Here is a 12040-nt window from a genome sequence, read left to right on the forward strand (position 1 = left end):
GGGCAGCCGTCCCGGAGCCGGCAGACCCGGCAGACCCGGCAGCAGGCCCGAACCCGGCAGACCCGGCAGCAGGCCCGAACCCGGCAGACCCGGTAGACCCGGGAGATTCAGCAGCCGTCCCGGACCCGGCGCCGACAGCCGTCCCGGAGCCGGCGCCGACAGCATCGGCCGTCCGGCCCCGCCGCAGAGGGCGCACGACGCTCCTCGTCGCCGCCGCCGCGGTCCTCGGGGTCGTCGCGGGCGCGGTCACGGGCTACACCGTGCAGTACCACCGGGAGCCGACGCCGCTCCCGCCGCTCTCCCAGCCGGAGATCAGGACCCCGAAGCCGGTCACGGCGGGGGAGCACACCACCGCCCGGTCCGTGTCCGTCAACCGCTGGGTGAAGACCGACGGCGACCTGCGGCAACTGCTGGTCCCCGAACCCAAGGGCGCGAAGACGGAGAAGAAGGCCGACTGGGACGACCTCTTCTCCTTCGCGACGTGGTTCGAGGACGAGGACTACATGTTCGAGGACCTCGCGGAGAACGACTTCCGCCGGGCCGTGAGCGTCGGATGGTCCGAGGACGAGAAGGTCTACGTCGACATCCGCCTGGTGCAGTTCCGAGAGAACACCGAACTCAACGCGGAGCGGTTCGGCGAGGGTCAGCAGGCGTACATGAGCGAGGACGAGTGGGCCGGCAACGACGGCGAGCCCATCCCCGGCAGCGCCAACGGCCGCACCTATGTCTACGACGAACCTCACCGCGAGGCCGGGTACGAGCCCCTCTACCAGGGCCGGGCCGTCGCCTGGCGCGGCGACCTCGTCATGATCATCGAATACGTGAACAACTCGGGCCCGATCAGCGAGAAGGCCCTGAAGTCGCTCGCGAAGCGCCAGTTGGAGCGACTGTGACCCAGCACGACGAACGCCCAGAGGCGACGCCCGAGGCGCCGGCCCCCGATGCGAAGCCCGAGCGGCCCGCCCAGGGTTCCGTGCCCGAGCAGCCCGAGCAGCCCGAGCAGCCCGAGCAGCCCGAGCAGCCAGAGCAGCCAGAGCAGCCCGAGCCGCCTGCGACCGTCCCGCAGCCCGAGGCGCCCGCGCCCGTCGCCCGGCGCCGCTTCCCCGTGAAGCTCGTCGCCGCCGTGGTGGGCCTCGGCCTCGTAGCCGGCGCCGCCGGCTGGGGCCGTACCGCCCTGCGGGACGCGGACCGGACCGCGCCGACGGTCACCTGGGCCGAGCCGGCCGAGCATCCGGAGCTGGACTTTCCGCCTCTGGAGCCGACCGGGCTGGCGGCACAGCTGCTCCCCCTGCCGCCCTTCGACCGCCCGGGTCCGGACATCGACGAGTTCGGCAACGACTCCGTCGTGGACCAGCGGCGTGCGGTCGCACTCTTCAAGGAGGGTTCCCGGGGCCTGCCGAGCGCGAAGCGCAAGGCGTACGACAAGGCCGTCGAGAAGCTGCGCATCAAGGGCCTGGCCATGCGCAGCTACCGCGACTCGGGCAACCGGTACGTCCTCGAGACGCGCCTCGCACAGCTGGAGAACACCAAGGCGGTCAGCGGTATCACCGCGTTCCAGAAGGAGATGACCGAGGCCCTCGGCGTCTTCCGCAAGGGGCCGAAGATCAAGGGGCATCCGGACGCGGCGTGCTTCCTGCTGCCGAAGGTCAAGGACCTGAAGCTGGACGCCATGATGTGCACCGGCCACGTGGGTGAGGTGCTGGTGACCATGTACGCGTACGGGCCCAAGCCGCTGACCACCAAGTCGCTTGCCCAGCTCGTCGGCGAGCAGCTCGACCACATTGCTTCACCCGGGGAGTCCGTGTGACCGATCAGAACGCCCCAGCGGCCCCCGCCCCGGCGCCCGGCCCTGAGTCGGCACCGCCTGCCGCGGCGCTCCCGGATACGCCGGCGACAGGGTCCGCCCCGCAGGAGGCCCCCGCATCAGACGGGACCGCCGCCCGAGCCCCGGAGCCGCAGCCCGCCGCCGTCCCGCGACAGCGTGACCGCCGGGTGCTGCGGGCCGTGCTGCGCTGGACGGCCGCCGTGGCGGTCTTCGCCGCGGCCGGCACCGGCACGGCGCTTGCCGTCGTCGACCAGGAGCGCACCGACGTCCCGGGACTGTCCACCCTCTCCGACGGACGCTGGGACTACCCGGAGCTGACCAAGCCGGTACTGCCGGCCGGTGCACCGCTCCCGTTCGTGCAGGAGAACCCGGGCGAGATCCACTACGCGGACCTGGAGCAGCTGCTGCTTCCGGCGCCCGCGGGCAGCACCCCCGACCGGTCCCTGCGGGGTGAGCGGAGCCGGGTGACCGTCGACCGGTACCTGGACGAGTACGCGGAGGACGGCCGCGAGAGCCTGCGGGAGCACCTCACCGAGGGCGGTCTGCGTCATGTGGTCGCCCGTGGCTGGTCGATGCCGGACGGCACCTCGACACGGATCTTCCTGCTCCGTTTCCACACCTCCGCCCTCGCCGGCCACTACTTCGACGCGCAGATCGGCGGCGCGCCGGACACCGGGCTGCGGCCCGAGGGCGTGGAGGAGGTGTCGTCGTTCGACCTGGACTGGGAGACCGACGCCAAGGTGACGTCCACCGAGCGCTACGTCTACGACGAGCCGGCGCCCCGCGGCCCGGTGCACGTCCGGCACGCGTACGTCACCGCCGGTGACACCCTCGCGCTCGTGGTGGTCTCCCGTAAGGGCACGGCCCCGCTCGTGCCCTTCCACCAGACCGTCGTCCTGCAGAACCAGCTGCTCGGCTGACGCGGACCTCACAGAACGGGCCGGGCCCCCGCCCACTAAGCTGGGGCCCGGCCCGCTTTCGCCTCCACGCTCATCCGAGGAGCACCCCGTGATCGTTTTCTTCGAAGCTCTGCTGGTTCTGGTCTGCGTCGGCGTCCTCGCCTTCGCCGGTCTGACCGTGAAGAAGCTGTACCAGGGCCAGCGGTAGTCACCCGTACCCTCGGGACCCGTACCACTCGACACCCTAGAGATCGACAGAGCTGCTCATGATCGAGATCCCGTCCGACCTGAACCCGGACCTCGTCCCCCTCGCGTTCCTGCTGGGCACGTGGGAGGGCGCGGGTGTCGCGGACTTTCCCGGCGCCGAGAAGTGCAACTTCGGCCAGTCAGTGACCTTCAGCCACGACGGCCGGGACTTCATCGAGTACGTCTCGCACTCCTGGGTCCTCGACAGCGAGGGCAACAAGGTCAAGCCGCTGGAGAGCGAGTCCGGCTACTGGCGCATCGACAAGGAGCGCAAGGTCGAGGTCGTCATGGTCCGTGACCAGGGCATCGTGGAGATCTGGTACGGCGAGCTCGCCCACCAGAAGCCGCAGATCGACCTGGCGACGGACGCCGTCGCCCGCACCGCGGCCTCGGGCCCGTACAGCGGCGGCAAGCGGCTGTACGGCTACGTGAAGAGCGACCTGATGTGGGTGGGCGAGAAGGCCACCCCCGAGGTGCCGCTGCGCCCGTACATGTCGGCGCACCTGAAGAAGGTCGTCACCCCCGAGCAGGTCGAGTCGTGGGCGAAGGACCTCGGTGACCTGCCCGACGACGGCATCGCCTTCTTCAAGTAGGACTCTTTCCCGGACACCGCACTCAGCCGGCAGGACATCCCTTCGCACCGGACGGCCGCCGGACGGTGCGCGCTGCCTACACTGGGGGCGTGGTGAGCACCGACTGGAAGAGCGATCTGCGGCAGCGCGGCTACCGGCTGACTCCGCAGCGCCAGCTTGTCCTCGAGGCCGTCGACACCCTTGAGCACGCCACACCGGACGAGATCCTCGGTGAGGTGCGCAAGACCGCGTCCGGCGTGAACATCTCCACGGTCTACCGGACGCTGGAGCTGCTCGAGGAGCTGGGCCTCGTCTCGCACGCCCATCTCGGGCACGGCGCGCCCACCTACCATCTCGCCGACCGGCACCACCACCTCCACCTGGTGTGCCGGGACTGCACGGACGTGATCGAGGCGGACGTCTCGGTCGCCGCGGACTTCACCGCCAAGCTGCGTGAGACGTTCGGCTTCGAGACGGACATGAAGCACTTCGCCATCTTCGGGCGCTGCGAGGACTGCACGGCGAAGGCCGCAGAGGCCGAGTCGTAGGCTGGGGCCATGTCATCGACCAGCCCTCTGTTGTCCTTGCCCGGCGCGGTCCCCGCCGAGGGGCGTGACGAAGGGGTCGCCGCGCACTACGGCGACCTGTTCCGTGAGCAGCGCTCCCTCGCCGACGGCAAGGGCTTCGTCGACCTGTCGCACCGCGGGGTCGTCACGGTCACCGGCGAGGAACGGCTGAGCTGGCTGCATCTGCTGCTCACCCAGCACGTGAGCGAGCTGTCCCCCGGGCAGGCCACGGAGGCGCTGATCCTCTCGGCGAACGGTCACATCGAGCACGCCCTGTATCTCGTCGACGACGGCGAGACGGTCTGGGCGCACGTCGAACCGGGTTCGCGGGAGGCGCTCATCGGCTACCTGGAGTCGATGAAGTTCTTCTACAAGGCCGAAGTCGCCGACCGTACCGACGACTTCGCCGTCGTCCATCTGCCGGCCGGGTCCATCGCCGAGGTGCCGGAAGGCGTCGTCGTACGGGAGACGGCGCACGGCCGCGACCTGTTCCTGCCGCGTGCCGGCCTCGAGGCGTTCGCCGCGGAGGCAGGGCCGGCCGTGGGGATCCTCGCGTACGAGGCGCTTCGGGTGGAGAGCCACCGTCCGCGTCTCGGGTTCGAGACCGACCACCGCACGATCCCGCACGAGCTGGGCTGGATCGGCAGCGCCGTCCATCTCCAGAAGGGCTGCTACCGCGGGCAGGAGACCGTCGCGCGTGTCCACAACCTGGGGAAGCCGCCGCGCCGCCTGGTCTTCCTCCACCTGGACGGCAGCGAGGTGCACCTGCCTCCGCCCGGTACTCCGGTGCGCCTCGCCTCCGAGGGGGCGGAGGGCCGCCAGCTGGGCTTCGTGACGACGTCCGCCCGCCATTACGAGCTGGGGCCGATCGCGCTCGCGCTGGTGAAGCGGAACGTGCCGGTGGACGCCGAGCTGCTGGCCGGGGACACGGCGGCCGCCCAGGAGACGGTCGTCGAGCCGTAGGGCCGACGACCGCCGGGGCGTCCCGTCCGGCACGAACGAGAGGCCCTAGACCTCGATCAGCACGGTGAACGGGCCGTCGTTGGTGAGCGAGACCCGCATCTTGGCGCCGAAGCGGCCCGTTTCCACGTGCGCGCCGAGCGCCCGCAGCCGCGCCACCACCTCGTCGACGAGCGGTTCGGCAACCGGGCCCGGGGCGGCCGCGTTCCACGTGGGGCGGCGACCCTTGCGGGCGTCCCCGTAGAGGGTGAACTGCGAGATCACCAGCAGGGGCGCCCCCACGTCCGAGCAGGACTTCTCGTCCTCGAGCATACGAACCGACCATAGTTTTCTGGCCAGTTGCGCCGCCTTCTCCTCGGTGTCCGTGTGCGTGACCCCCACCAGCACACACAGCCCTTCGCCGGTGATCTCACCGACGGTCTCCGGTCCCGACTCGCCGGGCACCACGACGCTCGCGCCGTCGACCCTCTGTACCACTGCTCGCATACGGAGCAACCTATCGGGACCGTCCGGGCCGCCATTCAGGGCCGAACGGGTGCGATGCGCCTGCATGGGGACGTATCGGAGTGGCACCATGCACGAAGGCGGTGCAACCCCTCGGCCCTCCGGGCCCGGGAAGGACCATGCACCGGTCGAGGGGACGGATACACGCACATGAGCACTTCTGGCGCCGGGCAGTCGCTCGGTCCCGTACCGATCCGGCCGCATTCCACTTCCGCGGTCCGCCCGCCGCGGCAGCGCAACGGCGCTGAACTGCCCGCGCACCCGGAGCACGACCTCACCGCGCTGCGCCTGCCGGAGCTGCGCACGCTGCGCCGCGACTCGCAGCGCGACGAGGCGGACCTCAGCTATGTGCGGCGCCTGGTGCAGGGCCGTATCGACATCCTCCGGGCCGAGCTGGCGCGCCGCCAGGGCCCCGGCACGACCGGCACGCCCGGGACACCGGTGGTGGACCGGCTGGTCGTGGACCGGCTGTCGGAGATCCTCGCCGACCCGCCGTCCAGACGGGGGTCCTCCGCCCGCCATGTGACGCTCTCCACACCACGCGGCGAGGAGTACCGCCGGCTCGCCTCCGAGATGCTCGACGAGATCCAGCTCTCGGACCTCGACGCCCGCACCGACGAGGAGTTGCGCACGGCGATGGGCCGGCTGCTGGGCTACGAGCAGCAGGTCTCGCACCGCCGCCGACTGCTCCAGCGGACGGCCGACGATTGCAGTGCCGAGATCGCCCGCAGGTACCGTGAAGGCGAAGCACAAGTAGACGACCTGCTCACCTGAAGCGATCCTTCCGGTGGGCGGATCCCCTGCCCCGGAAGGCCGCCGATGTCCTCCTCGTCCTCCTCCAACGCCGTCGCCATATCCCCGGTCCTCGCCGAGGTGGTGCGTTCCGGCTTCGTGGAGGGCCGGCACAGGGGATCGCTGGTCGTCCTGGCCGCGGACGGCAGCGTGGAGCTGGCGCTCGGTGACCCGTCGCTGCCCGTCTTCCCCCGCTCGTCCAACAAGCCGATGCAGGCCGCGGCCGTACTGCGGGCCGGGCTGGACATCGACGGGGAGCGCCTGGCGCTCGCCGCGGCCAGCCACTCGGGCGAGGCCTTCCACCTCGAGCTCGTACGCAAGATGCTCGCCGGACACGGGCTGACCGCCGACGAGCTGCGGACCCCGGCGGACCTGCCGCTCGACCCGGTGGAGGCCGAGGCGTACCTCGCCTCGGGGCAGGTGCGCGACAAGGTCACGATGAACTGCTCCGGCAAGCACGCCGCCATGCTCGCGGTCTGCGCCGTGAACGGCTGGGACCGGAAGGACTACCTGGACCCCGCCCACCCCCTCCAGCGGCTGGTCCGCACGGTGGTCGAGGAGGCGGCGGGCGAACCGGTCGGCGCCGTCGGCACGGACGGCTGCGGCGCGCCGCTGATGGCCGTCTCGCTGACCGGTCTGGCCCGCGCCTTCCGGCACTTCGTGCTCGCCGCGCCCGGTACGGCCGAGCGCCGCGTCGCAGACGCGATGCGCGCCCACCCCGAGTACGTCGCCGGTACCCGCCGGCCCGACACCTGGCTGATGCGCGAGGTGCCCGGAACGCTCTCCAAGATGGGCGCGGAGGCGGTGCAGGCGGTGGCGCTGGCGGACGGCCGCGCCCTGGCTTTCAAGATCGACGACGGTTCCACCCGGGCGCTGGGACCGGTGCTGGCGCGCACGCTCACGCTGATGGGCGTGGACTCGCCGGTGGTCGCCCGGATCGGGCACCTTCCGCTGCTCGGCGGGGGCGTCGAGGTCGGGTCGGTGCGGGCGGCGTTCTGACGCCGGGCGCGGCGGAAATCAGGATGCGGCGGCTTCGTCCGCCCGCCTAGCGTGTCGTGCATGACTGTCGAAACGCGCCTGATCGCCGAGTCCGAGTACCCCGACTGGCTCAGGGCGCTGGCCACCGGCTTTCTCCGGCCGCCGGTGGTCACCGACGAGGAAGTGGCCGAACGCCGGTCGGGTACGGACCTCGGCCGGGTCAGGGGTGCGTTCGACGCCGGCCGGTGCGTGGCGACGTACCGTTCCTTCGCCCAGCGGCTCACCACGGTCGGCGGGGCGCGGCTCGCGGCGAGCGCCGTCTCCAACGTCACGGTCTCCCCGACGCACCGCCGCCGGGGCCTGCTCAGCCGGATGATCGACGCCGATCTCGCCGAGGCCAAGGAGCGCGGCGACAGCGTCTCGACGCTGATCGCCGCCGAGTACCCGATCTACGGCCGGTACGGCTACGGCCCGGCCACCACCACTGCCGAGTGGTCCGTGGACGTGCCCCGCGCCGGCCTCGACCCGCGGGCGGCGGGCCCGGACGACGGCGGCCGCGTCGACCTCGTCGACGGCGACGACGTACGCAAACTCGGGCCGGAGCTGCACCAGCGGCTGGCGGCCACGCAGCACGGCGTCGTCGACCGCGACGAGCGCTGGTGGCGGGTGAACACCGGCCAGGCGCAGCTTCCCGCGCATCCGTGGACGGAGCCGTTCTACGCCGTGTACCGCTCGCCGGACGGCACGGTCGAAGGGCTGCTGACCTACTCGGCGGACGACAAGTGGGGCGACGGCAAGCAGCCGCTCAACACCGCCGCCGTGCGCGACATGATCGCGCTGAGCCCGGCCGCGGAGCGCGCCCTGTGGCGCTTCGTCTGCTCGGTCGACTGGATCACCACGGTCCGCTCCGGCCGGCGTGCCCCCGACGACCTGCTGCCCCACCTGCTGCCCGACCCGCGTGCGGCGCGGATCGTCACGCAGGCGGACTTCCTGTGGCTGCGGCTGCTGGACGTCCCGGCCGCGCTGACCGCCCGGACGTACCCGGGCTCGGGAACCCTGGTGCTCGACGTGAGGGACGACTCGGCCCTCGCGTCCGGCCGCTTCCGGCTGGACGCGTCGCCCTCGGGCGCGTCCTGCACGCCCTCGTCGCAGTCGCCGGACCTGACCCTGGACGTACGGGAACTGGCCACGCTCAGCCTGGGCGACGAGTCCGCGACCCGCCTCATGGCCCTGGGCCGCCTCGACGAGCACACCGCGGGCGCGGCCGCCCGGGCGGACCTGCTGTTCCGCACGGGGCGCCGGCCCTGGTGCCCGGACGTGTTCTGAGGGCGGGACGGGGCCCACGCGATCGGGGTCAGGCACCGGCGGTCAGCGCGGGGGCCACGAGCAGGAAGCCGCCGATGGTGGCGCAGGTGGTGTTCTCGGACCTGAGACCGACCGTCAACAGGGCCAGGCCGAACGCGGCCGTGAGACCGAAGCGCCATTGCACGTACTGCTCGACGACCAGGGACACCAGAGGCACGGCTGTTCTCCTCACGCTCTGAAGGGGAGTTGCGGATGAAGTCAGCCGAGTTGGCCGCCAACTTGTTGAAGTTGTCCCCGGTTGGCCAAGATAGATAAACAACTTCCTGGTAACTCCCGCCATGGGTGGCGAAGTTGTAGCGTTCAGATGTGACCCACGAGCAACAGGCAGTGGCCGCCCGGGGCAGGCCCTCGTACGGCGAGGTGGCAGACGCCCTGACCGAACGCATCCGCACCGGTCTGCTGAGAGCCGGCGAGCGGATGCCGACGCAGGAACAGCTCGCCGCCGAGTTCGGCGTCGAACGGCGCACGGTCCGCCAGGCGCTGGAGCTGCTGCGCGACGCGGGTCTGATCACGGAGGGCGGCAAGGGCGCGCCCGCCCGGGTCTCCGTCCCGTCGCCCAGGGACGCGGAGGAGACGCCCAGGACGACGGCCGCCGCCCTCGGGCCGCGTCTGATCGCGGCGTTCGAGAAGCCGAGCGTGCGGGTCGACGCGATCTGTCTCACCACGGAGACCCTCAACCAGGCCCTCGCCGAACCGCTGCGGCGGGTCCAGGCGCGGGAGATCGTGACGCCGGAGAGCGTCCGGGTCAGGGTCCTCGTGCCGGCGCACGACGTGCGGCTGGCCTTCCCGCGGCCGGCGGAGGGGGCGGCCGACGACGACAAGGTGCACAGGCACTGGCAGGTGCGGCGCGACGGCCACGGGCGGGGACTGCTGCTGAGCCTCGAGGCACTGGCCACCCGGGGCATCGACGTCGAGGTGACGCTGAGGACGCTGCCCTTCACTCCGCCGGTGAAGCTCTATCTGCTGAACGGCGCGGAGGCCCTCTTCGCGTACTACAACGTCCATGAGCGCACGGAACGCATCGCCGGCACGGACACGAGGATCTTCGACGCCCTCGGCAGCGACTCGACGCTCTTCCCCTTCGAGTCCGGCGGGGGGCGGCGGGACCAGGCGTTCGTGGCCCAGTCGCAGACGTGGTTCGACAGCCTCTGGGGCACGCTGGCCGCGGACGTCGTGTTCGACGGCTGACGAGCCGCCGAACACGAGCGCCGTCAGGGCCCCGTGCCGACTGCCGGAGCGATCAGCAGGAAGCTGCCGATGCCGGCGCAGGCCGCGTTCTCCGCCTTGATGCCGACCGCGAGCAGGGCGAGCCCCAGGGCGGCCACGAAGCCGTACCGCAGCTGCACGTACTGCTCGGCGAGGAGGGTGATGAGAGGCATGGGGATCACTCCTTCGAGGGAGAGGCGCCGGGCTCGCACTCCGTTGTGCTGCGGGGCTGAATGGACCGGATGTTAGGTCAACTGCCGTACAAATTCGTCTGGTTGACCTGTATGGGTGATGCCCCCTGGGGGCATGGTCGCAAACTTGTCTGGTTGCTTGTTTCTTGTCGGGTCGGTGCGAGGCATCTCTCCTTGGCTGTACGTCAGTTGTAAGGTTGCGGCGTGACGAGTCATGGATCTGCCCCGCGAGACCACACGCACAGGTACCTGTCGGTCGCCGACGCCCTGCGCAGGGAGATCAACGACGGGACACGCCGGCCGGGCGACCGTCTGCCCACGCAGAGCGAGCTGGTCTCCCGGTTCGGTGTGTCCCGGGCGACGGTGAACCGGGCCATCGAAGTCCTCAGGGAGCAGAGGCTCATCGAGTCGCGGCAGGGCAGCGGGACGTTCGTGAGCCGGAGCGAGCGCAGCATCCCGGCGCAGACCGGCGCGGGCGACGGCGAGGACGTGTGGGCGGTCGTCTCCGAGCGTGTCCCGCCGGTGGTGCTCGCGCCCTACCTGGAAGAGGCGTTCGAGGCCACGGAGGTCACCCTCGACGTCTTCTCGATGACCACGGAGACCCTCGCGGCCAGGGTGTCCGCCCAGAAGACCCGCATCATGGACGGCGAGATCCAGCCGCCGCGCAGCATCAGCGCCCGGCTGATGCTCCCGGACACCGACTCTCCCGTCCTGGCGATCCCACGGCTGGAGGACGGGCGGGACGATCCCCGCGTACGGCGCCGGCTGCGAGGCATTCTCCAGGCGCACGCGTCCATGCTCAGCCAGTCTCTGTACGAGCTGCGCGACCGCGGGCTGGTGTCCGAGGTCTCCGTCGAGGTCCGGCTGGTCCCGTTCGCGCCGCAGCTCAAGCTGTACATCCTCAACCGCCGGCTGGCGCTCCAGGGCTTCTACCCGCCGGAGCTGGGGACGATCACCGTCGCACCGGACGGTGAGGAGGTGACGATCCTCGACGCGTACGGGACCGGGGCGACCCTGTTCCCCTTCCGTGCCGCCGCCGACTCCACACCCGAGCAGGTCGGCATCGTGCGGGCGTTCCAGTACCTCTTCGATTCGATGTGGAAGCACCAAGCCAAAGAGGCGGATTTCTGACCGTGCCATCTGTCACCACGTCCGTGGCGGTCCCGGACGCGATGCGGGAGATGTTCTCCCGGGCCCAGTGCATCGTGTTCGACCTGGACGGCCCGATCGCGCGGGTCTTCGCCGGCGAGCCCGCGGCGGTCATCGCCCGCGAGCTGTGGGAGATCGCCGAACGCGACGGCCGCCTGGTCGAGGAACTGCGCGGCTGCCTCGACCCGATGGCCCTCCTGTACGGGCACACCGCGGAGATGCGGAGGAACAACGGCGGCGGCGGCTGGGCGGAGACCGTCGCCAAGATGCACGACCAGCTCGACGCCTACGAGCGCAAGGCCGCCGAGTCGGCGACGCCCACACCGGGCGCCGCGGCCTTCATCGAGGCGTGCCATGCCTCCGGAAGGACCCTCTCCATCGCGACGAACAACCATGTGGACGCGGCGACACGGATCCTGGCGCGCATGTCGGTGCGCCACTGCTTCGAGGGTCCGGTGGTCGGCAGGGGCCGGGACGCGCTGCTGATGAAGCCCCATCCGGCGCCGCTCAGGAAGGCCATGCTGCGCGGCGTCGCCGTGGACCGGCACCTGATGATCGGCGACACCGGCACGGACTTCCGGGCCGCCCGGGAAGTGGGGATGCCGTTCTACGGGTACCACCGGTCCGAGCGGGGAAGGCGACGGCTGCGGGAGGCCGGTGTGCCGCTGATCGCTTCCGGGATGGCGGATTTTCTTCCGTTCGCCTGAGGGTGCGGCGGCCGAAGACCCACAGCGGTGCGGCGGTTGTACCGTGCTTGTGGAGGAGGACCGCACCACCCAGGGAGGTC

15 protein-coding genes are annotated in these 12040 nt (G+C 71.3%); 12 read left to right on the forward strand and 3 right to left on the reverse strand.

Annotated features, from left to right (window positions below; translation table 11 throughout):
* Positions 1 to 260: 260 nt before the first annotated feature.
* From AB0K36_RS08880 to ygfZ, 6 genes are all read left to right on the forward strand, one after another.
* Complete coding sequence (locus AB0K36_RS08880) at positions 261 to 893, forward strand: hypothetical protein (protein WP_364590341.1); 633 nt, start codon at positions 261 to 263, stop codon at positions 891 to 893.
* Complete coding sequence (locus AB0K36_RS08885) at positions 890 to 1807, forward strand: hypothetical protein (RefSeq protein ID WP_364590344.1); 918 nt, start codon at positions 890 to 892, stop codon at positions 1805 to 1807. Before AB0K36_RS08880 ends, AB0K36_RS08885 begins: the two co-directional genes overlap by 4 nt.
* Complete coding sequence (locus tag AB0K36_RS08890) at positions 1804 to 2745, forward strand: hypothetical protein (protein WP_364590346.1); 942 nt, start codon at positions 1804 to 1806, stop codon at positions 2743 to 2745. Before AB0K36_RS08885 ends, AB0K36_RS08890 begins: the two co-directional genes overlap by 4 nt.
* A 245-nt stretch (positions 2746 to 2990) precedes the next feature.
* The gene (locus tag AB0K36_RS08895) at positions 2991 to 3563 is read left to right on the forward strand and encodes a heme-binding beta-barrel domain-containing protein (RefSeq protein ID WP_189468542.1); all 573 of its coding nucleotides are present in this window, start codon (positions 2991 to 2993) and stop codon (positions 3561 to 3563) included.
* 89 nt (positions 3564 to 3652) lie between these two features.
* On the forward strand, positions 3653 to 4090 hold the full coding sequence (locus AB0K36_RS08900; protein ID WP_189468544.1) for a Fur family transcriptional regulator: 438 nt from the start codon (positions 3653 to 3655) through the stop codon (positions 4088 to 4090).
* A gap of 9 nt (positions 4091 to 4099) precedes the next feature.
* On the forward strand, positions 4100 to 5071 hold the full coding sequence (gene ygfZ / locus AB0K36_RS08905; protein WP_189468546.1) for a CAF17-like 4Fe-4S cluster assembly/insertion protein YgfZ: 972 nt from the start codon (positions 4100 to 4102) through the stop codon (positions 5069 to 5071).
* A gap of 45 nt (positions 5072 to 5116) precedes the next feature.
* Here the strand turns inward: ygfZ and dtd are convergent, their stop codons facing one another.
* Positions 5117 to 5554, reverse strand: coding sequence for a D-aminoacyl-tRNA deacylase (gene dtd, locus AB0K36_RS08910; protein ID WP_364590351.1), 438 nt, complete (start codon positions 5552 to 5554; stop codon positions 5117 to 5119).
* A 168-nt stretch (positions 5555 to 5722) separates the two neighbouring features.
* Here dtd and AB0K36_RS08915 point away from each other — a divergent pair, with 168 nt between their 5' ends.
* From AB0K36_RS08915 to AB0K36_RS08925, 3 genes are read left to right on the forward strand one after another with little or no spacing between them, the layout of a single operon-like run.
* Entirely contained in the window at positions 5723 to 6346 is a 624-nt protein-coding gene (locus AB0K36_RS08915) for an RsiG family protein (protein WP_364590354.1), read from the forward strand.
* A gap of 45 nt (positions 6347 to 6391) precedes the next feature.
* Positions 6392 to 7363, forward strand: coding sequence for an asparaginase (locus AB0K36_RS08920; protein WP_364590357.1), 972 nt, complete (start codon positions 6392 to 6394; stop codon positions 7361 to 7363).
* Positions 7364 to 7423: 60 nt separating this feature from the next.
* The gene (locus tag AB0K36_RS08925) at positions 7424 to 8668 is read left to right on the forward strand and encodes a GNAT family N-acetyltransferase (RefSeq protein WP_364590360.1); all 1245 of its coding nucleotides are present in this window, start codon (positions 7424 to 7426) and stop codon (positions 8666 to 8668) included.
* Positions 8669 to 8696: 28 nt separating this feature from the next.
* On the opposite strand, the gene AB0K36_RS08930 is transcribed toward AB0K36_RS08925, so the two are convergent.
* Complete coding sequence (locus AB0K36_RS08930; protein WP_229834970.1) at positions 8697 to 8864, reverse strand: hypothetical protein; 168 nt, start codon at positions 8862 to 8864, stop codon at positions 8697 to 8699.
* 149 nt (positions 8865 to 9013) lie between these two features.
* Between AB0K36_RS08930 and AB0K36_RS08935 the strand changes: the two genes are divergently transcribed.
* The gene (locus tag AB0K36_RS08935; protein ID WP_364590363.1) at positions 9014 to 9895 is read left to right on the forward strand and encodes a winged helix-turn-helix domain-containing protein; all 882 of its coding nucleotides are present in this window, start codon (positions 9014 to 9016) and stop codon (positions 9893 to 9895) included.
* A 23-nt stretch (positions 9896 to 9918) separates the two neighbouring features.
* Here the strand turns inward: AB0K36_RS08935 and AB0K36_RS08940 are convergent, their stop codons facing one another.
* A complete protein-coding gene (locus AB0K36_RS08940) occupies positions 9919 to 10086 on the reverse strand; it encodes a hypothetical protein (RefSeq protein WP_189468559.1) in 168 nt (55 codons plus the stop codon).
* A 222-nt stretch (positions 10087 to 10308) separates the two neighbouring features.
* On the opposite strand from AB0K36_RS08940, the gene AB0K36_RS08945 reads away from it, so the two are divergent.
* On the forward strand, positions 10309 to 11235 hold the full coding sequence (locus tag AB0K36_RS08945; protein ID WP_364590367.1) for a GntR family transcriptional regulator: 927 nt from the start codon (positions 10309 to 10311) through the stop codon (positions 11233 to 11235).
* A gap of 2 nt (positions 11236 to 11237) precedes the next feature.
* A complete protein-coding gene (locus AB0K36_RS08950; RefSeq protein ID WP_364590370.1) occupies positions 11238 to 11960 on the forward strand; it encodes an HAD family hydrolase in 723 nt (240 codons plus the stop codon).
* Positions 11961 to 12040: the final 80 nt, after the last annotated feature.

The organism is Streptomyces kurssanovii (genome assembly GCF_040677245.1).
GTDB lineage: Bacteria > Actinomycetota > Actinomycetes > Streptomycetales > Streptomycetaceae > Streptomyces > Streptomyces kurssanovii.

Coding starts and splice junctions, on each gene's coding strand:
- AB0K36_RS08895 (WP_189468542.1), top strand. CDS start 2,991: ATGATCGAGATCCCGTCCGACCTGAACCCGGACCTCGTCCCCCTCGCG.
- AB0K36_RS08925 (WP_364590360.1), top strand. CDS start 7,424: ATGACTGTCGAAACGCGCCTGATCGCCGAGTCCGAGTACCCCGACTGG.
- AB0K36_RS08940 (WP_189468559.1), bottom strand. CDS start 10,086: ATGCCTCTCATCACCCTCCTCGCCGAGCAGTACGTGCAGCTGCGGTAC.
- ygfZ (WP_189468546.1), top strand. CDS start 4,100: ATGTCATCGACCAGCCCTCTGTTGTCCTTGCCCGGCGCGGTCCCCGCC.
- dtd (WP_364590351.1), bottom strand. CDS start 5,554: ATGCGAGCAGTGGTACAGAGGGTCGACGGCGCGAGCGTCGTGGTGCCC.
- AB0K36_RS08915 (WP_364590354.1), top strand. CDS start 5,723: ATGAGCACTTCTGGCGCCGGGCAGTCGCTCGGTCCCGTACCGATCCGG.
- AB0K36_RS08920 (WP_364590357.1), top strand. CDS start 6,392: ATGTCCTCCTCGTCCTCCTCCAACGCCGTCGCCATATCCCCGGTCCTC.